This window comes from Sphingobacterium sp. UBA3519 (assembly GCF_002377215.1).
In the GTDB taxonomy this organism is placed as follows: Bacteria; Bacteroidota; Bacteroidia; order Sphingobacteriales; family Sphingobacteriaceae; genus Sphingobacterium; species Sphingobacterium multivorum.
In genome coordinates this window covers 54564-77075 of record NZ_DFPI01000022.1, presented here as the reverse complement: position 1 = coordinate 77075, position 22512 = coordinate 54564, and the positions used below count along the sequence as shown (strand labels likewise).

At 39.3% G+C, this 22512-nt stretch carries 20 protein-coding genes; 6 read left to right on the top strand and 14 right to left on the bottom strand.

Annotation, left to right across the window (positions count from 1 at the left end; translation table 11 throughout):
- Positions 1-4 precede the first annotated feature (4 nt).
- Positions 5-1102, top strand: a complete 1098-nt coding sequence (locus tag B3297_RS11375) for a TlpA disulfide reductase family protein (protein ID WP_286775145.1) — start codon at positions 5-7, stop codon at positions 1100-1102.
- Between the two features lie 89 nt (positions 1103-1191).
- Here B3297_RS11375 and B3297_RS11370 read toward each other — a convergent pair whose 3' ends face one another.
- From B3297_RS11370 to B3297_RS11360, 3 genes are all read right to left on the bottom strand, one after another.
- A complete protein-coding gene (locus tag B3297_RS11370; protein WP_070566857.1) occupies positions 1192-2340 on the bottom strand; it encodes an efflux RND transporter periplasmic adaptor subunit in 1149 nt (382 codons plus the stop codon).
- 2 nt (positions 2341-2342) lie between these two features.
- On the bottom strand, positions 2343-6686 hold the full coding sequence (locus tag B3297_RS11365) for a CusA/CzcA family heavy metal efflux RND transporter (protein WP_070566855.1): 4344 nt from the start codon (positions 6684-6686) through the stop codon (positions 2343-2345).
- 172 nt (positions 6687-6858) lie between these two features.
- On the bottom strand, positions 6859-7254 hold the full coding sequence (locus B3297_RS11360; protein WP_046675112.1) for a hypothetical protein: 396 nt from the start codon (positions 7252-7254) through the stop codon (positions 6859-6861).
- Between the two features lie 224 nt (positions 7255-7478).
- On the opposite strand from B3297_RS11360, the gene B3297_RS11355 reads away from it, so the two are divergent.
- Positions 7479-7859 (top strand): YidH family protein, encoded by a 381-nt coding sequence (locus tag B3297_RS11355; protein WP_070566851.1) that lies wholly within the window; start codon positions 7479-7481, stop codon positions 7857-7859.
- A 99-nt stretch (positions 7860-7958) separates the two neighbouring features.
- On the opposite strand, the gene B3297_RS11350 is transcribed toward B3297_RS11355, so the two are convergent.
- The 6 genes from B3297_RS11350 to B3297_RS11325 form a co-directional block, all read right to left on the bottom strand.
- Positions 7959-9140: an MFS transporter gene (locus B3297_RS11350; RefSeq protein WP_070566850.1), complete on the bottom strand. Its 1182-nt coding sequence runs from the start codon at positions 9138-9140 to the stop codon at positions 7959-7961.
- Positions 9141-9358: 218 nt separating this feature from the next.
- Positions 9359-10435 carry a DKNYY domain-containing protein gene (locus B3297_RS11345; RefSeq protein WP_217493543.1) on the bottom strand — a complete coding sequence of 359 codons (1077 nt, stop codon included), beginning with the start codon at positions 10433-10435 and terminating at the stop codon, positions 9359-9361.
- Positions 10436-10466: 31 nt separating this feature from the next.
- Entirely contained in the window at positions 10467-10844 is a 378-nt protein-coding gene (locus tag B3297_RS11340; RefSeq protein WP_083296000.1) for a nuclear transport factor 2 family protein, read from the bottom strand.
- A 179-nt stretch (positions 10845-11023) separates the two neighbouring features.
- The gene (locus tag B3297_RS11335; RefSeq protein WP_070566848.1) at positions 11024-11824 is read right to left on the bottom strand and encodes a 3-keto-disaccharide hydrolase; all 801 of its coding nucleotides are present in this window, start codon (positions 11822-11824) and stop codon (positions 11024-11026) included.
- Positions 11825-11910: 86 nt separating this feature from the next.
- The gene (locus tag B3297_RS11330) at positions 11911-12273 is read right to left on the bottom strand and encodes a VOC family protein (RefSeq protein WP_175442012.1); all 363 of its coding nucleotides are present in this window, start codon (positions 12271-12273) and stop codon (positions 11911-11913) included.
- A gap of 5 nt (positions 12274-12278) precedes the next feature.
- Complete coding sequence (locus B3297_RS11325) at positions 12279-12482, bottom strand: ArsR family transcriptional regulator (protein WP_070566847.1); 204 nt, start codon at positions 12480-12482, stop codon at positions 12279-12281.
- Between the two features lie 194 nt (positions 12483-12676).
- Here B3297_RS11325 and B3297_RS11320 point away from each other — a divergent pair, with 194 nt between their 5' ends.
- Entirely contained in the window at positions 12677-14695 is a 2019-nt protein-coding gene (locus B3297_RS11320; RefSeq protein ID WP_070566846.1) for a recombinase, read from the top strand.
- A 92-nt stretch (positions 14696-14787) separates the two neighbouring features.
- On the opposite strand, the gene B3297_RS11315 is transcribed toward B3297_RS11320, so the two are convergent.
- Both B3297_RS11315 and B3297_RS11310 read right to left on the bottom strand, forming a co-directional pair.
- Positions 14788-15054: a hypothetical protein gene (locus B3297_RS11315; RefSeq protein WP_139145015.1), complete on the bottom strand. Its 267-nt coding sequence runs from the start codon at positions 15052-15054 to the stop codon at positions 14788-14790.
- A gap of 61 nt (positions 15055-15115) precedes the next feature.
- The gene (locus B3297_RS11310; protein ID WP_070566842.1) at positions 15116-16024 is read right to left on the bottom strand and encodes a diacylglycerol/lipid kinase family protein; all 909 of its coding nucleotides are present in this window, start codon (positions 16022-16024) and stop codon (positions 15116-15118) included.
- Positions 16025-16075: 51 nt separating this feature from the next.
- Between B3297_RS11310 and surE the strand changes: the two genes are divergently transcribed.
- The gene (surE, locus tag B3297_RS11305) at positions 16076-16810 is read left to right on the top strand and encodes a 5'/3'-nucleotidase SurE (RefSeq protein WP_070566840.1); all 735 of its coding nucleotides are present in this window, start codon (positions 16076-16078) and stop codon (positions 16808-16810) included.
- A 70-nt stretch (positions 16811-16880) separates the two neighbouring features.
- Here the strand turns inward: surE and B3297_RS11300 are convergent, their stop codons facing one another.
- Both B3297_RS11300 and B3297_RS24875 read right to left on the bottom strand, forming a co-directional pair.
- Complete coding sequence (locus B3297_RS11300; RefSeq protein ID WP_175442011.1) at positions 16881-18035, bottom strand: GAF domain-containing sensor histidine kinase; 1155 nt, start codon at positions 18033-18035, stop codon at positions 16881-16883.
- A gap of 80 nt (positions 18036-18115) precedes the next feature.
- A complete protein-coding gene (locus B3297_RS24875) occupies positions 18116-18295 on the bottom strand; it encodes a lmo0937 family membrane protein (protein WP_070566836.1) in 180 nt (59 codons plus the stop codon).
- Positions 18296-18533: 238 nt separating this feature from the next.
- On the opposite strand from B3297_RS24875, the gene B3297_RS11295 reads away from it, so the two are divergent.
- Positions 18534-18875: a DUF4377 domain-containing protein gene (locus B3297_RS11295; RefSeq protein ID WP_070566833.1), complete on the top strand. Its 342-nt coding sequence runs from the start codon at positions 18534-18536 to the stop codon at positions 18873-18875.
- 210 nt (positions 18876-19085) lie between these two features.
- On the opposite strand, the gene B3297_RS11290 is transcribed toward B3297_RS11295, so the two are convergent.
- Positions 19086-19724 carry an isochorismatase family protein gene (locus tag B3297_RS11290; protein ID WP_070566830.1) on the bottom strand — a complete coding sequence of 213 codons (639 nt, stop codon included), beginning with the start codon at positions 19722-19724 and terminating at the stop codon, positions 19086-19088.
- A 514-nt stretch (positions 19725-20238) separates the two neighbouring features.
- Between B3297_RS11290 and B3297_RS11285 the strand changes: the two genes are divergently transcribed.
- Entirely contained in the window at positions 20239-22485 is a 2247-nt protein-coding gene (locus B3297_RS11285) for a TonB-dependent receptor (RefSeq protein WP_070566828.1), read from the top strand.
- Positions 22486-22512 lie beyond the last annotated feature (27 nt).

The following is a 22512-nucleotide window of genomic DNA, read 5'->3' as shown; positions in this document are numbered from 1 at the left end:
GCATATGATGATACTAAAAAAAATATTTCCTTTTTTATTTTTCTTACCGCTAGCTTGCTTGGCTCAGCAAGAAAAAGGAAAGCCTTTCGAAATACAATTTGATATCTCGGGACTTTCCAATGGCGCAAAGCTTCAATTGAATAGCTTCCAGGAAGGTGGTCGGTCCTATGACGTCATACTTAAGGATGGAAAATGTGCCATAAAAGGAACTCTAGAGGAGCCTTCTTTATATGTACTAACGGCAAAGCCCAATTTGAGGGCAGTCATCTGGATTGAACCGGCTCGCATGAAGATATTAGGCGATAGTTTACATTTTTCGGATATAGCGGTGCTGAATTCCAGATCACAGGCTGATGCCATCCCAATCAATAGGCAACTGGATCCCATGTGGAAAGGAGCAGCTGAGCTTGACCGAAAAATTGAAATTGAAACCGATTCGGTCCAACTGGTGGAGTTGAAAATAGCATCGGACCATTATTATCGGTCCATCAGACAGTTGAGAGTCCACAATATTTTTGATAAAACACCGTCTTATCCACTTATGCAGGAACTCTATTTCTTAAGGACATCATTGACAAGAGATTCCTTGCAGTTGGCTTTTGATAGGTTCTCTCAGAATATGAAAAAAAGTAGAACAGGACGGTTCTTAAAGGAATTTCTCCAAGCAAAGGAACTTAGAAGAGGGGATCTGGCTCCAGCTTTTATTGTCAAAGACCTTAATAATAATGATGTGAATTTGACTGATTTTCGGGGAAAGATTGTTGTTCTCGATTTTTGGGCTGCTTGGTGTGTGCCTTGTAGAAAAAGTAATAAGAAGCTACCGATGTTGTATGCTAAATATAAAAAACGAGGTCTAGAGATCCTATCTTTTAACCTAGACACAAATAGGGAGATTTGGAAGAAAGCAGCGGTCGAAGACGGCATATCCTGGACCAATGTGGGCGATCAGCAAGCGCTGAATAGCAAAACAGCAATTAACTATCGGGTGCAGGGATTACCAAAGGTTTATATCATTGATCGAAATGGTTTTATCATGGATACCGGAGGATCTGGGGTGGACCTAGAACGTACTATAAAAGAATCTCTCGATCCTTTGCTTTAAGATCCAGTATAAAAAATAGAGTAGGAGCCGAGGGGGAGGTTATGACCTTTCCTAAATGCAGGAAAGGTCTTTCTCCAATGACGTATGTTTTATTCTTCTGATGTGTTCTTTAGTTGCATTAGGAGCGTGTAGGCATTTTTGCTAACGATTTTCTTCCCTTCAAAATCGCGGTAATTCAATACCTTCACTAGCCCTTTTTGAGGCTCCTCAACTGCTATTTCCGCCAGGCGATAATTGCTGTTTCCTTCCGATATGAATACATAATTTTTTCCTTCAAAGTCTACGATACTTTCTTCAGGCAGAGCGTGCCCCAACGTAGCCGTTGTTTGTATTTCAGCATTCATGTATACACCAGGTATCATATTCTGATCATATTTGTCCAAATGACAATGCACATCTGTCATGCCGGAGGGATCGACATCTTTGCCGATCAAATGGATTTTTCCATTGTACTTTTTACTTGGGTTAGCATTGGAGTACGCCAATAGAAGCTGTCCAGGGCGAAGCTGTTCAAGATCCTTTTCATAGACTTTGAGGTTCAGATGGATATCCGTTGGATTGATCAATTCGAAGAGGATATCTGAAGGATTCACATATTTCCCGATGTTGACATTAACCTTGCTCACATAGCCATCTATAGTGCTGTATACGGGAGCACTTTTTCGAATATTTTCAGCAGAAACTGTACTGGGCTGAATATGTATGAGCTCTAGCTGTTTTGCAATGGCATTCATTATAATCTGTTGACTGTTCATTTCGGCCTGAGCTTGCTGCATTACTTTATCGCTACTCGCCTGATTCTGGTTGAGTTCCTTTTGACGTCTGAAGTCAAGCTGGGCAAAATGTAACTTTGATTGGGCCGAGAGATAATCTTGCTGAAGCTGCACAAACTGTGGATTTTCCACAACTGCTATAACATCTCCTTTTGAAACCTTCATACCAGGAAGCAGCTTGGTACTTTTTAAGTATCCTCCTAAAGGAATGCTTACCGACACGAAGTTTTGAGGCGGAACATCTATTTTTCCATTGACTTTTAAGATGTTGGTTATCGGTTCGTCCGCAAGCGTTACTATTTCTAAATGCACATTTCGCAACTGGGCATCTGTTAGGGAAACCAGGTTTTCGTCTTTGGGGCCTGGTGGCGTGGAGGCTGCACTTTCCGTATTTCGATGACAAGAAATACAGAGTACAGCCAACACATAAACCATATAGTGGGATAAAAGATTTTTCGTTTTCATTTTTATCGATTTATCATAATGTAATGAAGCAGAATGGCATTTTCATTGAGCTGCCACAACGCATCCGTATAATTACTTTTCAGTGAGATTGCTTGGTTGACCAAAGTGACAAATTCGAGATAATCTATGGCGCCGTTTGAGAATTTTTTCTGTACGGTTTCAAAGACTATTTCAGCATTCTTGAGTCCTTCGGTTTCATATTGATCGACAATATCAAGACTGGTCTGATAGCGTTGAGAAAGCTCTTGTACTCTTTTTTTAAGCTCAAATTGTGCATTTTGCAATTCGTCGCTGGCGATGGTTTCCGCTAGACGTGCAGTCTCGATCCGAGCTCTCTGTCCTTTGGAAAATAACGGTACGGCAACACCTAACTGTACAGAATGGAATCGCGGACTTGCGTCGTAGGTCCTGTTATCTGGACCGGTACCTTTAAAACTATTTAGATTATAGCCTAATAGCAACTCGGGGAGCAATTTAGATTTTTCAACCCTTGTTGCTTGTTCCGAGACTATTTTTTCTTGTTCCAATACCTTGAGCAAAGGATGATCGGTTATTGATAACTGACGAAATTCGATCTTTTCCATAGAACTTAGGGTGTAGGTCTCTTCCGTATTTAGCAGCCACTGGAATTGCAATTGAAGTACCTTTATCTCATCACGTACCTGTCTTAATTGGATCGTGATAGCTGCTTTTTGATTCTTCGCGGTTACACTTTCAAGGGCATCACTTTCACCTGCTTTTTGACGTAGAATGGTTTTGTCGAGAAAGCTGCTATACAATGACAGTGCTTTAGTCAAAAGCTGTTCCTTTTGTTGCCAATACAGTATGTTGTAATAGGTAAGACTGACAGCCTTTTTAAGCTCAAACTCTTTGAGAGAGACTTGTAGTTGACTTCTTTTCCATTCTTCGGTATAGCGGGCCCGTTGCCTTTTGTAGACCGCAGGAAAACCAAAACGTTGACTGATACTGACCTTTGTATCCTGATAGGCGCTATTGATCTGGCCATAATCCAAACTGATATCCATCTGCGGAATATCGGCAGTGGATGACCCTATTAGCGCTTTGGCATAGGCAGCTCTTAGTTTTTCAATTTTTATGTTATGGTTGTTTTGGAGAGCGAGTTCAATAGATTGATCCAAAGTAACAACAGTCTGTGCTGTTGAATTGTTTGTTGTTAAAAAAATAAATGCAATCAAAAGAGGTGCAACATGTCGTCCTTTTAATTTATTGAGTTTAAATCCCCGTTCTATAGTTACATAAAGCAAAGGGAGAACGAATAATGTTAATAACGTTGCTATAAGCAGGCCACCAATGACAACAGTTGCCAATGGGCGTTGTACCTCAGCTCCAGCGCCATTGCTCAGTGCCATGGGGATAAAGCCCAGTGAGGCAACCGATGCGGTCATCAAAACGGGGCGCAAACGATTTTCTCCGCCATCGACAACAATGCGTACAATATTGCGGATGCCACTTTTTTGAAGCCTGTTAAATTCGGAGATCAATACGATACCATTGAGGACAGCCACGCCAAATAAGGCTATAAATCCAACCCCGGCACTGATACTAAAAGGCATTCCCCTTAGTGCCAACAGGAAAACCCCACCTATAATCGATAATGGGATAGCACTATAGATCAATAAACTTTCTTTAACAGATTTAAACGCAAGGAATAGAAGTATAAAGATTAAGGCTAAAGCAATAGGGACAGCAATCAGGAGGCGTTGTTTGGCATTATTGAGATTTTCAAAAGAACCGCCATATTTGATGGAGTATCCTGTTGGAAGTTTGATTTCCTTATCAATTTTAGCTTGTAGTTCATGGACGATACTTTGTACGTCGCGGTCTTTGATATTAAATCCGACGACAATCCGGCGTTGTGCGTTTTCACGTTGGATCTGATTTGGCCCTTGCTCAATGGCCACACGTGCCAATTGGGAAAGTGGAATTTGGTTGCCCGTAGGCGTGGGGATTAAAAGGTTACGGATATCGGTAATATTCTTTCGGTCCTTGGCGGCTAGGCGGACGACCATGTCAAAGCGTTTCTCTCCTTCGAATACCAGACCTGTACTCTGTCCAGCAAAAGCAGCATTTATGGTTCTATTTACGTCAGCAATGGAGAGTCGATGCTGGGCGATCATTGGACGGTTATAGGTTATGACGACTTGTGGAAGTCCGCCAATAGGTTCGACGTAAAGATTTTGGGCTCCTTGGACCGTTTCAATGATTTTACCTATTTGCTGAGCATGTAAGGCCAGAGAATCGAGGTTGTCTCCAAATATTTTGAGGACAACATCTTGCCGCGCCCCCGTCATCAGTTCGTTGAACCGCATTTGGACGGGGTACTGAAAGCCGGCCGTAATACCGGGTACATCCGTCAAGGCCATACTCATTTTTGAAGCAAGTTCTGGAAATGTATGGGCCGAAGTCCATTCTTTTTTGTCTTTTAGGATAACCATCATGTCTGATGCTTCCATTGGCATAGGATCGGTTGGCACCTCGCCGCTGCCAATTTTGGTGACTACTTTTTCGACCTCAGGAAATCTGCTTTTCAGAATATGGGCAGCCTTTTGAGTGCTTTCAATAGTCGTAGTCAGGTTACTGCCTGGAAGAACCCGCGTGTCGACCGCAAAATCTCCCTCCTCTAGTGAAGGAATAAATTCCCCGCCGAGGTGACTTAGTGTAACTACGGCAAGTATAAAAAGCGAGATAACCAATGCAAGAATAGTCTTTGGAAGTCGGAGTACTTTGAGTAATACATGGACATAAAATTTTTCAAGTCTTTTCATCAGCCGATCCGAAAGCGAAGGTTTGCTATTTCTCGCACGGAGTAATATTGAACTCATCATCGGTATATAGGTGAGCGATAACAGGAACGCGCCTAATAAAGCAAACGCGACTGTTTCGGCCATGGGTTTGAACATTTTGCCTTCGATTCCTTCCAATGTTAAGATGGGGAGGTAAACGATCAGGATAATGATCTGTCCAAAAACAGCACTGTTCATCATACGACCGGCAGATGCTGTCACCATATCATCCATTTCAGAAGCGGGCACCTTGAGCAATTCTTTGAATCGTTGCTGCTGCATAAGCTGATGCATCACAGACTCGACAATAATGACAGCCCCATCAATGATTAATCCGAAATCGAGTGCACCGAGACTCATCAGGTTACCACTCACTCCAAAGAGGTTCATCATGCAGATTGCAAATAGCATGGCTAAGGGAATGACGGAGGCTACGAGCAATCCAGCCCGTATATTGCCTAGGAAGAGTACTAGTACAAAGACGACAATTAATGCTCCTTCCAAGAGATTTGTCTGTACCGTACTGATGGCATTATTGACCATTTTGGTACGATCAAGAAAAGGTTCAATAAGGACACCTTTAGGCAATGTTTTTCGGATTTCCTCTACCTTGGCCTTTACATCTGCAATGACTTGGCTGCTATTGGCGCCTTTTAACATCATCACGACGGCTCCAGCAACTTCACCATTGTCGTTGTAGGTCATCGCGCCATAGCGGGTTGCATAGCCAGGTTGTACTTGAGCAATGTCCCGAATGAAAATCGGCAGGTCGTTTTGCTTACCCGCAATCGCAATATTTTGGATGTCGTCAATGTTACCGACCAGTCCTTCGCTTCGGATATAAAGGACTGTTGGTCCTTTCTCAATGTATGCGCCGCCGGTGTTTTGGTTATTGGCATTTAGTGCGTCAAAGACATCGTTGATTGTAATCCCATAGGCATTGAGTCTGTCAGGGCTGACAGCGATCTCATATTGTTTCAGCTTTCCTCCGAAACTACTGACTTCAGCTACGCCTTTGACGCCTAGCAGCTGCCTTCTGACAATCCAATCTTGGATAGTACGCAGTTCGGTTACATTATACTTGTGCTCGTATCCCGACTGGGGTCGAACGACATATTGATAAATTTCTCCAAGACCTGTAGAAATAGGGCCCAGCTGGGGAGAACCTATGCCTGGAGGAATTTCTTGCTGTACCTGTTGCAGACGTTCAGCGACTTGTTGCCGGGCCCAATAGACATCAATGTTGCCATCGAAGACAATGGTTACAAGGGATAGCCCAAATCGCGAAAAACTCCGGATTTCCTGTAATCCAGAAATATTACTGTTGGCCTGTTCGATTGGAAAGGTGATTAATCGTTCAATATCCGTTGCACCAAAAGAAGGGGCAATAGTGATGACCTGCACCTGATTGTTGGTAATATCAGGTACAGCATCAATAGGAAGTTTGGTCACCTGATATGTGCCTATCCCGATTAATGCCAACATCAGTAGTGCTACAATGAGTTTGTTCTTTACAGAGAACTCAATGATTTTCGTAAGCATAATAAATAGATTCTGTTAAATCGTAAAATAATAGCGGGAGACTTCAGCCAAGCATAGAATCGCAGCGATAAAAAAGGATGCAATTGTGACATGACAAAACTTAAACTTTTACTGACGTGAAAGTTATGGTCGGGTGGAAGTCTTCAACCGAAATAATAAGAAGTATGATGTATTAACAGAATTTGGGCGGCTGCCAAATGGAAGTTATGAATGTATCCTCTATAAACTGATCATTCCAAACAGCGGTATTGTTATTTTTTTCGGGTAAGGATCTATTTTTAATTTTGATAGCAGCAATTTGGGGGCACACAAAAACAGCGTTGTATGAGGTTGTATGCATCATAAAAGGAAGTTTTTGATCTTTCTCATAGTCATCGTCATGTGGGTGATTCTCTAGGTGGTACCCACTGTAGTGTACGTTCAGAAAATCGACGACAGAGAGGCTTGGATTTTTTACTTTGTGCTCAAAATAATGCTCAATCAACAACGGAAATCTCAATAATTGTGAAATTTCGGTTGCCGACGCGATGTAAATCGTCAAGAAGCATATAGCCAGCAGCTTTTTCATCCTAAACAAAGCTATAAAAAATATCATTAAAATATTAATCAAACTTTTCAACGTTCTGCAGCGTTTTATTGAAAAACAAACAAAATGATTGCTGAACCTTAAAAAATTGACTAACCTGTGAACGATATGTGCTAAAGCATAGTCACAGCCATAACAGGTTGCTTAAGGCTAGGTATAAATTTTACAATTCTTTTAACGTATTTGTTGATCAAAATTTATTTCGAATGAATAAAAATACCCCCCAAAAGGTAAATGACCATCTTGCTAATGAACGAACTTTCCTTGCTTGGATCCGGACGAGCCTAGGGATTATGGGATTCGGTTTTGTAGTTGTTAAATTTTCATTATTTATTCGTCAGATTGAGCTCATTTTAAAAAAAGATGTAGTTGCAGGCTCACAGCATGAACATTCTGGCGCTGTTGGCGTTTCCATTGTAGTCATAGGTGCATTGACAGTTATTGTCGCTTTCTTTAAATATCGTAAAACGAACAAACAGATTGAAGCGGAAAACTTTACTCAAACTTCAAATAGCATCACGATTGTGGCTGTGTTAATTTTTGTCATAGGTATTATTCTGAGCTGGTATCTTATCGATGGTCTTTAAGGAGAAAGCGTTAGATCTAGTTCGCGCTGGAATGATTATTCACGCTAACTAGATCTAAATTGACCGTGCATTCGCTATTTACGATACGGGCAAAATATATTATTGCGATGTACACTGCGCGACCGTTATTTGCTTTATTGCGCTACGTTTTTCTAGAAACTGTCGTAGGGCGATCATCAAAAAAGCAAGAAAACCAAAGCCCATCGTAAGCCATGGCGAAAATTCTACACCTTTCGAAACGATAATCCAGCCACCTACGGTAGTTCCCAAGGTTACCCCAAGATTGCCAAATGAAGTCGCTAGACTATTGGCAAATTCTAGCGCCTCGGGTGCAGAGGAAATCATATAGGTAGATGCGTTTAAGAAGCTAGGAGAATAAAGAAATCCCCACAAGGCAATCGTACAGAACGTGGCGAATAGATTGTCATCGGAAAAATACAGTAGTAAGGGGATAATAAGTGTACCCGATAAGAAAAAGGCCGTGGTAAACGTAATATTTCGGTTGAGCATTTTCCCTGCAACCCAGTTAGCAATGACTCCGATAATACCAAATACAAATAACATATAACTAACCATGGTACTGTCCATATTCTTTGCTTTGTTTAAATACTCGGCTAAGTAACTATAGGTAGAAAACCAAGCTGATACCATAAAGAAATTCATGGCGGTGCTGACCAAAAAGATGGGCTTGGTTAATATTTTCATTTGACTTCCATAGGTTTTTTTTTCTTTCACGGGCAACGGAGGAATGGTAAGATAGATCGCTAATAGCGCGATTATACTGACAACTGCCTGTATTGTGAAAGAATATGTCCAAGAAGAAAGACTGGCAATGTAGGTGGCGAAGGGGACGGTTGTTACCATGGCTATCGCAACACCACTGAAAACAATACTCATAAGTTCATTTTCATTTTGTTTCCCCCCTTTTAAAATGGCGACAGACAATGCTGTTGCAATATAGACAGGTTGGAGAAAGGCCGGAAGAATTCTTACAATAAGCAGTAACCAAAAAGGAGGGGATAATGAAGAGACAATCGCTGTGACTAAGAAAATAGCGATGGCAGTTAACATGACTTTCTTGCGGTCGAATCCCGAAGCCAGTAATGTCATAAATGGCCCAGTTATCGCAATGATCAAAGCAAAAGCACTCAATAAATAACCTGCTTTATCGATACTGATATGATAATGATCGGCTAGTTGCGGTAAGATGCCAATAATGCCAAACTCTGTTGTGATTACTGCGAGAAAACCCAAAGCGCCTATATATGCGTATTTTTTCATAAATAAAAACTGTTGTGTATGATTAATTATACGAGCAAATGTAAAGGCAAATACTTGCTTCTGGGTGTCAAGCAGCTATTTGTGTGTTACTAACAAATTTGTAAGTAATGGAAAAAGAAATTGTTATATTGGTCGGATTGTGGCGAACCCAAGGAAGGAAGAGAATGTTGTTTGATGTATAGCGCTTAACGTCTGACTAATTGCTTCCATGATGGATTTTATACCTTTTTTCCTGTAAGGCTACTAAACTTATTGCCAAGTTTGTCCTTATAAAAATCGCCTTCCTTCTTAAAGCTTCTTGCATCTACTTCTTCAAGCAACTGGTTTTTATAAAACACATTTTTTGTGTCTTTTCCAAAATCATTGCCCAAGGGTATAAATGTTTTTACATAGGCACCTGGGATTATTTCCTGATTATAGAACACGTGACTTTTGTCTTTTGAATAGGAGTTGCTTCCGTAAGAGTCAATTTCTTCATCAATAGGATATAATTTAAAAGAGGGGGCATCAACATGCGCATATTTAAAATCTTTTCCTCTGAATAGGATAGTTTTATTGTCGATATTGATATGGTCCTGATCAAGCACACGAATTTTGTGAATGGTGTTAAATGGCCTCTTTACAACAGCTAACCCCTGTTGAAATGGCGGATAATAAATCGTGTCATAAATTTTTATGTAATATTTGTTAATCGCTTCAACGTTTCCAGTATTGGCTAAAATTGCCTTAAAAGTACCGATATTAGGTGAAATATATACGGAGTCTTTATCCTTTAGAAAGTAATCGTTGATGAACGAAAAGGTGTTCCTGTCGACTTTTATGGGATCATTCGAATAGAAGTAATGATCCTTGTCGCGTGCCCAGTTTATATGACCCGCAACCGGCTCATATGTCTTCGGATCTGCGCCTTCGATAATATGGAAGCCCAGGACCTGATCGATATAATAAACGTGAAAACGATCTTTTGGAATCTGCTGGTCAACATAAAAGGAACTTTTGTCTACAAGTTTTTGGGGCATCCCACGAAAATAGACCGCATTTTTATCTTTGGCGATATCTTCTGACAGGACTTCAAACGATTTGGCGTCAGCCTGCATTTGTGAAATACCCAAGCTAAACCAATTTCCATTCTGACAATAAGCGATCTGCCCTTTCGAATCAATAAAATAGGAACCCGATTTTTGTTTATTGACGGGTTGGCCAATATTTCGACAAGAGATAAGAAAACAAGAAAAAATACAAGCTACAAAAAAAGCACGTTTTTTAATTTTTGTAATGCAGACAAGTGCTAACATATTCTTTTTTTAATTAGTTATTACCAATTATTTATGAGGGTAATTGCATAAAACTTGCCCCAATAACCTTTAATGAGTTGTCAATGCGTTTCCAGGTTCTAAAATACCGGAATTTTCCTTCGAGTGGTGCCCCCATAACCTGACCTTTGGCCGTCATCGTAACGACTGAAAGTGCGGTATCTCCCACGAGCTTGATCGCATTGATTTCTGTTGCGGCTTGTTCAATAACCATTGCCTTTGACCTATGCGCATTTAGATCCATTTCTTTTGTTAGCATTTGGCCGTCTGGCGCAATTGCTACCAGACTATCGTACAGAAGGAGGTCAAGAGCATCTACATCACTTGCTAGCTGAGCCGCAAAAAGCTGGTTCTCAGCTTCGATAATATCTTCTTTTGTTATTTTGTCCATAGTTAAATCTGATGTTACCATCTTTGTTTTAAGTGTTTATTATTTTAAAAATACTAAATCATTGTTGAGCTTTCGCCATTAGACAATTTCTTTTTTGCGCGCTATGCACCACGAGAACAGTAACTGTTTAAGTTCCTTATGACAATTTGAGATTATTAATTACACCTTCTTTTAGCTCCTTATTTATTTGGTGTAGGCAGCTCCTTAATCCATATATTCTTAAAATCTACGGGTTGACCTTCACTCTGTAAAGCGATAAATCCACTGCTGAGCAACTTACCATCGATCTTCATTTTGGGGTCATACCCATTGGCCGTTCCACCTCCAATCTGAGGTTTTGAATATTCTAGTACGGTATCTCCGTTAATGATGTGTTTGATTAACGAATCTCCCAATACAATCAATTCCCCTTTAACCCATTGATCACCATCATAGGTCTTCGAAGTAGAATTTAAACAATGTGAGGAAGCTATTTTGCCCTGATAGACCACATTGGTTCCAGGGGAACACATATTTCCTGTAGGACGGGGTTGACCATCGCTCAATCCTCCTAAAAGTTGCATTTCGACAGAAATAGGCCAGTCCTGTTCTTTCAACATTGTTCTGGGGTCCTGCGAATGAAACATCACGCCGCTGTTACGAAGCGTATAGGAGGGGGCACCTTTATGGAGCGCGCCTACAAATCGATATTCAAACTTTAAATGATAATAAGAAAAGGGTGTTTTATAATATAAATGGCCAAATTGATCATTAAAATCATCATACTGATCATATCTGACCTTAATTATTCCATCTTCGACTCTAAACGTATTTCCGTAGTTCACACCGACATCATGATGATGAATTTTAACAAACCAATCATTGATGTCTTTTCCGTCAAATAATGATTTCCAGCCAGTATTATCTCCCTGGCTTTTCATTCCTGCGCATCCTGCAAAAATAAGGCCGGTAGCTAATATGGAGTAAAGGATTCTTCGCATAACATTGATGTTTGGTTTAAAATTGGATAGCAAGATACGATATATTACACTAAACTATACATTGCTTCAGCGGGTACCTCCGAACTTTACACTTTATTTGATTTGGAATAATCTGTTATTCCAAGTTTGTTTCCGGATGGATCGTTAAATTCAACTGCTAAACCTGTCATGATCTCAAATGGCTCGCTTAAAAATACGATCCCTTTTTCCTTAAGCCGTTCATATGTTGTCCTGACATCGGCAACGGTAAACCAAATCGTCGGTTTGGTATGTTGTAATGTACTAAGAATGATTGCAGGTTCATTGTCACCTATCTTGAAAGCCGTCATTCCCTTATCCGAAAAATCGAATTTAGTTTCTAGGCCAAGTAGATTTCCATAAAATTCCTTTGCCTTCTCGAGATTTTCTACGGGTAGAAAGAAATTGTCGTAATCCAATATTAAACTCATTTTGTTCAGGATTTAATTTGCGATAGGTCAATACCAAATGCCGTCAATTGAGATGCTCCAAATTCAGTAATATAGAAATTTTTATCACTAGGATCTACTTTTGCTAACCAGCCTTTTATAATCAGAGCCTCTAGTAAAAGTTGGCCGAGTTTTCCGCCGATATGTTCGTAACATAATTTTGCAGGCTTCATTTTATTGTTATTTTTCATTTTCGTCTCTTATATCAAGTTAATCGTTGATTTATAATTTCTTACCTGTAAAAGTATAAAACTTCAAGTGGAAGCTAAATGACCAAAATCATTGATTCAAGTGGCTATTTGACACAATTCAGCGAGCCAATCTTTGTGAGTAGGAAAACAAAATGTATGCAAATTTGGTATCTAGAGTAGGGATTTTATAATTTATGAGAAAAGAACAGGATAAAGAGCAGCAGGTAAAAAGTTTGTTTGGACGATTTAAAGGTGAATTAAGGGATCCTGCTTATGTAAACGTTGATTTTTTGGTTTTACTCGTGGACATCATCCGGCCAAAGCATGTTCATGTACTTTATCAGGTTGATATTCAATTTTTATTGGGCTTTCTTACAGCAGCACCCGAAGAACTCCAATGTTTTCAACTTTATCTCAAAAGAGTCTTGGCTGAAAAAGATTTTGATCAATTGATTTCTGATACCGGTATAATTAGTTACGCAGATTTTTTTTATGAACTAAAAAAAAGAATCACCGAGCGGTATTTGCCTTTTCAACCACCTAAGTCTACTTTACAATATCTGTTAAATCAGGTTTTTTACAAACCTGGGGATGCGGACTGGGTTGCCGCGATTCCGCAACATCAGTTCGATGAGCTGTTTCGTGTATGTCAATTTGAAACGATTTACGATGACAAAACGGGTTTTGGAATGACCGAAATATTGTATGGGTTGGAACTGTTGGTTCAACGTATTACCGGGCGTGCAATGGAAACAGACGTAAACAAGATGGTACCCGAGTTTCAAAATTTTGATAGCCCATTTATTGCTATTATGCGGGAGTTTACCGAATTGAATGATCGTATTTTACAATCAGAATATAAGTTTATTTCCTCGGATGATCTTTCTTATAAACAAATCTTGGTACTTCATAAGCAATGCGAATCGTATATTGAAACGGCTTTCGATAATTCACATCGTTTTGGAATTTCCATCAAAGTGAATCAATCGCTCTTACGTATGCGGCAACAACTGGAAAGGATCCGAGAAATCTTGTCGTTTTTAGTCATCGATCATGCAGATGAAAAGAGGCAAAAGACGATTGCGCTGGGCACTACACTTATTGGTTATAATTCCCGGAAAAGCAATATTCGCAAATTGGTTGGACAGAGTACACAGCTCTTGGCCTACGAAATTACGCATCATACTGCGCAGACCGGTGAGCATTATATTACCTCAAGTAAACAGGAATATTGGAAAATGTTCCGTTCAGCCTGTGGAGGAGGCCTCATTGTCGGCGTTATGTGCATCGTTAAATTATTGTTAGGTAAGATACACAGCAGTGAATTTGGTCATGCATTTCTTTACAGCATGAATTATGCGATTGGCTTTACGTTTATTTATCTTCTTGGTGCAACTTTGGCAACCAAACAGCCTGCGATGACAGCTTCTGCATTGGTGAACGCTATTGAGCAAGGGATTTCCGAACAGGGGGACAGCAAACATCGTTATTGGAAATTTGCTGAATTGTTTGCCCGATTATTTCGGTCTCAGTTTATTGCCTTTATTGGTAATGTTGTGATGGCTTTTCCGATGAGCCTTTTTCTTGTCTGGGTAATTCAACAATTGTTTCAGGTCAATATTGCGAGCGCCAAGTGGTTACATCTGGTCAATGATCTTAATCCAATAAAAACACCGCTGATCTTGCATGCGTCTATCGCCGGTATTTTTCTATTTCTTTCCGGGATTATTGCCGGCAGTATTTCAAACCGAGACAAACACAACTCTGTGTACTACCGCATTCAAGAACATCCCCTATTGAAAAAAATATTCGGCCAGGCAAAAACAAACAAACTAGCTTCGTTTTATGAAAAAAAATGGGCTGGTATCGTATCCAATATTTGGTTTGGGATCTTTATGGGAACGACAGCTTCCGTTGGACTTTTTTTAGGTTTAAATCTAGATATAAGGCACATTACATTCGCCAGTGGGAATCTGGCATTGGGACTATTTGGTCATGGGATGGAGCTATCTACTGATATATGGATTTGGGGCATTTTAGGGATTGGTATCATAGGATTCTTTAATTTTATGGTCAGCTTTTCCCTTTCCTTACTGTTAGCGTTTCGCTCGAGGAACCTTCCATCAAAAGAATTGATTAAAATGGGAAAGGCGGTTTGGATCTATTTCAAAATAAATCCAAAACTATTTTTCTTTCCACCACAAAAAAATTAAAAATGGGAAGCTTCTTCCAGTGTTAGCTGAGCAATCTTGCTATTTTAAGGTCGGCGCAACACCTATACAGCTAGCAGAAGATGTGGCCCTATCTAGACATTGATATCACCCGAAAGATCAGGTTTATCTTCATCATCTTTTTCTTTCTGCTCGGCTTGCGCTTCCTCCCTGTCATGGGTACGATCATCTTTAATACCCGATTGATTGGTATTGGGATCTCTATCTTCTTTGGAAGTGCCCTCTTGTTGAGCTTCGGATAAGTCTGGGCTTGGCTCCCGTGGATCTGGGTTTGGAATGGCTGCGATGATAAGAACAAGCATGCCAACATGCGTTTCTTTGGTGTTTTTAGATCTGTTCATTTTAACGAGTTTTTTAAAAAAGAACATTTTTTGATCCATTATCGTTGGTTCAAATCATATTTTATTTATTGCCAGTGACAATTTCAACTATACCTTCGAGCGAGGTAAGCTTCAATTGTTGGCCGAAGTAACTCTTGTGCTCATCATCGATGTGTATTTCGTTGCCTTCCCATTCCATCGCCAATCGACTAGCCCGGATAGGTTTTATTTTAAATTCGACGTTGGTTCCATTCAATAGTCCATCGATATAGCTAATAAGTTCCTGGCGTTGATCGACAGTGACAATGATGATATCAAATTGTCCATCTCCAGGGTCAGCGTCAGCAGCAAGAACTAGCCGCGGTCCCATACTTGATATATTCATGATCTCAACAAGTATGCAATCTTTTTCATAATTATTTCCAGCCACTGTGAGTCTTAGTGTGGTAGCTCGGAATGTTTCTACCAGTTTGCGAAGCTGCCTTAGTGCGGTTTTGATTTCATCTTCTGCGCTCAGCTCTTCTGTATTTTTTTTATCCATTTTCTTCATCAGTAAAGGAAATACACCAAAGCCAATGGATTCAATAAAATACAACGGCTTTCTTTCTAGCCCCATAACCATTCCTACATCGAATTTTTTAAGTTGGCAATTTTTCCAGAGATCGATAGCTTTTTCAATGTTCAAAGGAATACCAAGAGAAATAGCAATATTGTTTGCAGTGCCTTGTGGGAGTATGGCGATTGGCCTTTTAAATCGTAGTTTTTTTTCCAATAGCGCCATAATTACCATTCTTATAGTCCCATCACCGCCAGCAAGGGCAATGATGTCTGTCTGCGGGTCGATTTTTTTGACAGCATCTTTTTTGGTTACTACAATGCAATTGTGGCCAAGATCTTCAATCAATTGGCATAGTTCATCTTTGTCTCCGTTTGAGTCATCCCCAGCAGCAGGATTATGTACTAACCTTATGTTTTTGCCATGTTCTTTCATAAAAGCTGAACAAAGCCTGCTTGAGATTGGTTTTCATAGAAAAGGACAGTTATGAATATACTTATTACCAATGATGATGGCATTTATTCACCGGGGATTGCGGCACTGGCAAATGCAGCAAAGGAGTTTGGGACGGTAAAGATTGTTGCGCCCGATGTGGAGCAATCTTCTATGGGACATGCTATTACGCATTCCCGGCCCTTAAGCTACCGACGTGCACCGATAACTTTTGAGGATATTGAAGCGTTTAGGGTAAATGGCACTCCAGCAGACTGTGTGGCGTTGGGTCTACATATGTTTCCCGATACGCAGGTTGTACTTTCGGGTATTAACATGGGACCAAATTTAGGCAATTCCATGTGGCATTCCGGAACTTTGGCTGCGGCAAAGCAGGCGACACTGCTCGGTATTACCGGTATAGCATTGAGCACACCCGTAGGAAAGACCGAGCCGGATTTTGAAGGATTGTATCCGTGGACAACCGATGTGCTGAAGATTTTACTGAAAAATAAAGGCCCTGCTCTCTATAATGTGAATTTTCCAGCCAACCCGGAGGGGCTTTCCTGGACAAGACAATCAGTACGTTTATATGATGGCCGTGTGGTGCCCGGAGAGGATCCTATGGGAAGGAAAAACTATTGGATCACAGTGGTGCCATTAGAACCGGCTGAAAAAGGTACTGATCGCTGGGCAGTAGAACACAATTTGGTTTCTATTACGCCTTTACGTCTTGATCTTACTGCACATGATGAACTTGCAGCAAGGGAGACAGGCGAACATAAATAATAGGTAGTAATAAAAGAAAATACGATGGTAACAGCCGAAAATTTAATACGAAATCTTGGTTTATACTTTACTATTGAACAACTGTAGTTGAATCTATTGGGATCATCAGGTTAAAAGTTATTTTATTGTCCTTTAAATTTACGGCTATTTTTCCCTTATGAATTTTTACTATTTCACTCACAATAAACAATCCTAATCCGAGCCCATTACTATTGACTCCTTTTACAAAAGGTTTAAATAGATCTTTAAGATCCGAATATTGAGGATAGGAGACCTCATTTGTAACACTAAAAATGAAATTTTCTTTTTGAATGAATGCATTTATTTCGATATTTTGAAAAGGATTACCATGTTTTATCGCATTTCCAATTAAATTAGTGAATGCACGCCCCATTTTCTGATGATCACAAGGTACATCAACTGGAAGGTTGATGTTGGCAATTAGTGCTCTGTTATGTAATACTTCAAATTCAGATAAAATTTGCTTGATCAATGCATCCATGCGATAATGATCATTAATTCTAATTAGCTTGTTTTGAAGACGGATACTACTGAAATCTAAAATATCATCTATCACTCCTTTGACGCGTGATGAAGCCTCTTGTATTTTCTTTATTAAGTTTTTTTGGCTTTCATCTTTAATGTTTTCGCCAAGATATTGTGATATCACTTTTACGATGCTGACGGGATTATTTAAGTCGTGAGCCAAGGACGATAAAACAAGTTCTCTGTTTTTGGAATAATTAAGTTCCTGCTCCAATTTTTTCCTCGTATTTCTACGTTCAATAATGGTTTTGAAATCTATTGCAATCAAATCACTGCAAACAGGTAGCAGCGTCTCTAATTTAATTGGGTCGAAGTGTACTGGTTCAGCGTTCATGAAACTCAAGTGCCCAACAATAGAATTATTTTTGTTAATAATTGGGTAAGAGATATAGCTTTTTAAACCGAATTCGTGAAGAACTTGTGTCCATTCGTCGACAGAACACTGCTCGGTATCATCAATGTAAATAGGGGAGAAACCTTTCCTTATTTCCTGATATATTTTAACGTAGTGTTCACTATTTTTATTGACGATCTTCTGAGAATGATAATCGTAAACACACCAATTTCCCCATTTCCGGCCATCTTTCTTGCGTATCATGCCATATCTCATTTTCGTGTGGCCACATAAAGCCTCCAAAATTCTTTGACAGGAGTCGAAGTCGCTCTTCTGTTTATGCATATCGTACCATTGATTTTGATTTAATTGGCTTGGGATCGTCATCTTTATTGCCGGTCGATTGGTTTATTAATAGCTTTGATTTACTGTTGAGGTTGATGCACCTTAGAGTTGTTAAAACCCTTAATTGCACGAAATATAAACACTATCATCGCAAAAAATAAAAGTATATGAATAAAATCTTCAGTTATGAATCCGCCTAAAAAAGTGACAGACCACATGATCACCATACCGATACCTGCCAAATATAATAGATCTTCCATATTAAATACGATTGTTTATTGAAGAACAATATTATCAGCGAATCGTTTCGTAATTTTATAACGCGATAGGAAAAACTACTAAAAAGAAGCTGTGTTAAGTGAACTCAAACGCTTTAAGAAGAATCATCAGGTTTGAAGATATTGAATATTGTTGTTATAAGCAATACTGATGCGCGTAAAATAGGTATAGTAAAGAATATATATAATGGTTATATTAGTTATTATTAAAATTTCTTTTATGAAACGTATAAACCAATTACTCAAGGGGCTTCTTGCCGTCTTCATTTTATTCTTTTTTATCCAGTGTAGCAAAAATTCTGCTGAAAGCAATGAGAAAATAATGATTGTGGGACCGCAGTTGGTTGATTGCGAAGGTGTAAGCCCAATGAAGTGCATGCAGGTCAAGGCGGAAGAATCAGATAACTGGGAATATTTTTATGGAAATATCCAGGGATTTAACTACGAATCAGGATATGAATATGTGATCAAAGTAAAGGTCGAAGAGGTCAGAAATCCTCCTGCTGATGGTTCATCTCAGCAATATACACTGATAACTCAAGTGTCAAAAACAAAAAAGTAATTTGATTATATACTAAGAAAGTCCCTTTTTGAGAAATTGGGACTTTTTTATTTTCTTATCCAGACTGCCAAACGGAAAAGACCTTTATTCCTTTAGGAAAAGGGTAAAAGTGATGAAAACGGATGATACGCTTTTTTTAAACGGAAGGTAATCTACGGAATAAGCTTATGTAAAAGCGATCCCGCAGATGGTTAAACAAAATAAAAATACTTATTTGCTTTCTAGTGCGACTTCCTGTGCTTTATAATAGCTTTCTATTAAAGCTTGATAATTAGGCATCACCAAGGAAAGTGCATGTGCATATTTCGCAGCGTCCGTATGTTTCCAACTTTTTAATATTTCACTAATTACAGCTGTGGTCGTAATGGGAATAACGCCTGCCAACTGTAATCGAGAAATTGTTACTTGTGTTGATAATGGACTCATATCGCCTGAAGCATCAATGACCGCAAAAACTTCATAACCTTCCGAAATTGCTGAAATGGCAGGAAACGCCACACAAACACTTGTTAATACACCTGCAATAACCAATTTTTTCTTACCAGTAGCTTTAACAGCTTCAACAAATGCAGGAGTGTCCCATGCATTTACTTCACCAGTACGTCCGACATATTGTGCATGTGGGGCATTTTCGTGGATTTCTGTCATCAATGGACCATTCGGACCCTTTGGTTCTGAAGCAGTTGTAATAACAGGAATGTTTTCAATAGCGGCGACCTGTGAAAGAGCGACTACATTACTTCTCAATGTAGGTACTTCAATATCTTTTACTGTCTGGAATAGACCACTTTGATGATCGATCAATAAAAACGCTACATCGTCCGCGTTGATTCTTGTTGTAAGTGCCATGACTTTAAGATTTAAAATGTTAATACTAATTTTTTATAATGTCAATGGTTCCGGTATTCATGAAATCTGACCTAGAGGAACCTGTTTTCTTTTGTTTGATAAAGTTAGGGACTGTTGAAGCAGCAAAAAATGGAGTACAACAAGCATAAAACATAATGTACATTAAGATTTATTGCTGCTATTATCATTCTGCATCCTAATGGAATAATCGATGGAGTTATTCGATCGCTTATTATTCTAAATTTTTAGCTTTAAGTATTTCCCAACTTTACTATATTTGCCGCTAATAATAATTAGTCTAAATAGTAATTATGTCTTTTTGCAGAGCAGTATTTCCAGGATAGCAAGGTTTGGAAATAGAAAGACATCAATATGCAGACAGGGCAAATGATTTTTTTAACACCTTAAATACGTGAAAAAAACAACAAGATCTTGGTTTATTACCCAGAATACAATATTGGCTAGTAGTCTATTGGTTTTAAGTTTTTCTATAATTCCAGCAATAAGTTTTTCCATGGAAAAACCGATGACTCTTAAGAAAAATGGTCATGGTCAAGAACCAGGGATAATTAAGGGCAAAGTGAAAAATTCAGTGGGGAAAGGTTTGTCCAATGTGTATATCAATATTGACGGGATAAATAGTACCAAGACTGATAATGAGGGGAATTTTATTTTTTCAAAGATTCCTAAAGGAATTCACTCCATGACCGTAAAGCATATTGGTTTTCAAGAAATCAGATCGCAGATCGCACTGGAAGGGGAAATTCTGGAGCTTCCGGACTTTGTCATGGAACAAACAAGTAATCATTTGAATGAAGTTGTCGTGACGGCGAGCAGATTGGCTGAAAGCATCGACGAAGTACCATCGTCAATTACCTATATCGGAGGTAAGACCTTAGAAGATCAGCGTCTGATAAATGACAACTTACCTAATATCTTAATGCAGAAAGTGCCAAGTATCTCTCCAAGTGAGGAAAGCCAAAACAACTTCATCGCTAAAATACGTGGTCGGAATTTTTTGGTACTTATTGATGGGATTCCTCAATCTACTCCTTTAAGAAATGGCGGAAGAGATATGAAGACGATTGACGCTAGCGCAATTGACCATATTGAAGTCATCAACGGTGCCTCTGCAATGTATGGAAATGGTGCCGCCGGTGGTATAATTAATTACATTACAAAGAAGCCAAAGACAGACAAGAGTTTTCACTCGTCAACCTCTTTAAATAATTCCCTAAGCTTGGTCAAACCAAGTGAAACATATGGGTATAATTTGGCACAAGTATTTTCGGGATCGCAAAACAAGTTTGATTATGTCGTGCAAGGAAAGATTGCGCGAACCGGCGTGGTCCGCAGCTCTGATGGCACCATTGTAAGTCCATTTTATGGTCTGGGCGAGACAAAAAGTTATAATACCTTGGCGAAGATTGGTTATCAGATTAACAATAATCATCGCATTGAATTGATGGGGAACTATTATAGAAGTGTTCAGGATAGTAAATACGTCGGCACTAAGGGGGAGTTTGGAAGTAAACCCGCTATTGGGATCCCTTCAGATACAGTGATTAATGGCGGAACACCTTACAATAAAGCTTTTCATGTAAAGTATGATGGCAACTTTGGTCGGACTTCAGCAAATATGAGTCTTTATTATGAAGATATGAACACGGTATTTGAAACCTACAACCAAAACTATTCTGATCATAAGGGAGCTAGACTAAATTTCAGTACGCCCTTTGATCTATCCAACAACAATAAAGTAACCTTAATTTATGGAGTAGATCTTTTAAAAGATCACACGGTTCAAAAAACGTTGAGCGATGAATTAGTGACACCCGATATGAACATGAAAAGTGGGGCTTTATATCTTCAAAGTAAATTTAATCTCGCCGATTACTGGATAGTGAAAGGTGGTGTGCGGTACGAAAACTTGGATTTTAAGGTAGGGGATCTGACAAAAGCAGGGAAAGTCACTCCGGGAGACAAGAGCAATTCAAATGCATTTGTATTCAATTTGGCAGGAAGGTATAATAAATTGAAATACCTACAGCCCTTTGCTTCATTTTCGCAAGGATATTCTATTGGCGATGTGGGGCTTGTATTGCGAAATGGAGTACCTTTGAGTCAAATCGATCCGAAGCCAGTAGTCGTCAATAACGTTGAGTTGGGTCTAAATGGGACCTATTCTATGTTGAGCTACCAATTGACAGGGTATTATAGCTCCTCCAAAAAAGGCAGTACGTTCGCAGAAACGTCAACACCTGGTAATTATGAATTGATTCAAGTGCCGCAACGTATTTACGGTTTGGAATTTGTTGTCGATATAACTCCTGTTGACTGGTTCAAGTTTGGTACTATACTCGGGTACATGGATGGTAGGCAAGATTTGAAAAATGAGGGAAAGTATAAGGATAAATTGGACAACTCCATTATTTCGCCTTTTAAAATAAATATTAATGCCGATTTCAAATTGACAGATCGGTGGAACGTCTATCTCCAATATTTACATTTGGGTAAACGCGATGTTTTTCAACCTTCTGAATATAATTATGGCAAATACCCGATTTCGGGCTATGGGCTGATGGATTTCCAAACGCGCTATAAATTAAAGAATCTAGCTTTCATTTTTTCAGTTAATAATATCCTAAATAATGATTACTTCCCGCTGCACGCGGAGGTGAGAGGAGCCACCAATGAAGGCCGTTATTATGTAAAAGGAAGCGGGACAATAGCAAATTTAGGTATTCAATTGGATCTGTAATTATTTATCGTAATTTCTATATTGCAA

Coding starts and splice junctions, on each gene's coding strand:
- B3297_RS11375 (WP_286775145.1), top strand. CDS start 5: ATGATGATACTAAAAAAAATATTTCCTTTTTTATTTTTCTTACCGCTA.
- B3297_RS11370 (WP_070566857.1), bottom strand. CDS start 2,340: ATGAAAACGAAAAATCTTTTATCCCACTATATGGTTTATGTGTTGGCT.
- B3297_RS11365 (WP_070566855.1), bottom strand. CDS start 6,686: ATGCTTACGAAAATCATTGAGTTCTCTGTAAAGAACAAACTCATTGTA.
- B3297_RS11360 (WP_046675112.1), bottom strand. CDS start 7,254: ATGAAAAAGCTGCTGGCTATATGCTTCTTGACGATTTACATCGCGTCG.
- B3297_RS11355 (WP_070566851.1), top strand. CDS start 7,479: ATGAATAAAAATACCCCCCAAAAGGTAAATGACCATCTTGCTAATGAA.
- B3297_RS11350 (WP_070566850.1), bottom strand. CDS start 9,140: ATGAAAAAATACGCATATATAGGCGCTTTGGGTTTTCTCGCAGTAATC.
- B3297_RS11345 (WP_217493543.1), bottom strand. CDS start 10,435: ATGTTAGCACTTGTCTGCATTACAAAAATTAAAAAACGTGCTTTTTTT.
- B3297_RS11340 (WP_083296000.1), bottom strand. CDS start 10,844: ATGGACAAAATAACAAAAGAAGATATTATCGAAGCTGAGAACCAGCTT.
- B3297_RS11335 (WP_070566848.1), bottom strand. CDS start 11,824: ATGCGAAGAATCCTTTACTCCATATTAGCTACCGGCCTTATTTTTGCA.
- B3297_RS11330 (WP_175442012.1), bottom strand. CDS start 12,273: ATGAGTTTAATATTGGATTACGACAATTTCTTTCTACCCGTAGAAAAT.
- B3297_RS11325 (WP_070566847.1), bottom strand. CDS start 12,482: ATGAAAAATAACAATAAAATGAAGCCTGCAAAATTATGTTACGAACAT.
- B3297_RS11320 (WP_070566846.1), top strand. CDS start 12,677: ATGAGAAAAGAACAGGATAAAGAGCAGCAGGTAAAAAGTTTGTTTGGA.
- B3297_RS11315 (WP_139145015.1), bottom strand. CDS start 15,054: ATGAACAGATCTAAAAACACCAAAGAAACGCATGTTGGCATGCTTGTT.
- B3297_RS11310 (WP_070566842.1), bottom strand. CDS start 16,024: ATGAAAGAACATGGCAAAAACATAAGGTTAGTACATAATCCTGCTGCT.
- surE (WP_070566840.1), top strand. CDS start 16,076: ATGAATATACTTATTACCAATGATGATGGCATTTATTCACCGGGGATT.
- B3297_RS11300 (WP_175442011.1), bottom strand. CDS start 18,035: ATGCATAAACAGAAGAGCGACTTCGACTCCTGTCAAAGAATTTTGGAG.
- B3297_RS24875 (WP_070566836.1), bottom strand. CDS start 18,295: ATGGAAGATCTATTATATTTGGCAGGTATCGGTATGGTGATCATGTGG.
- B3297_RS11295 (WP_070566833.1), top strand. CDS start 18,534: ATGAAACGTATAAACCAATTACTCAAGGGGCTTCTTGCCGTCTTCATT.
- B3297_RS11290 (WP_070566830.1), bottom strand. CDS start 19,724: ATGGCACTTACAACAAGAATCAACGCGGACGATGTAGCGTTTTTATTG.
- B3297_RS11285 (WP_070566828.1), top strand. CDS start 20,239: ATGGAAAAACCGATGACTCTTAAGAAAAATGGTCATGGTCAAGAACCA.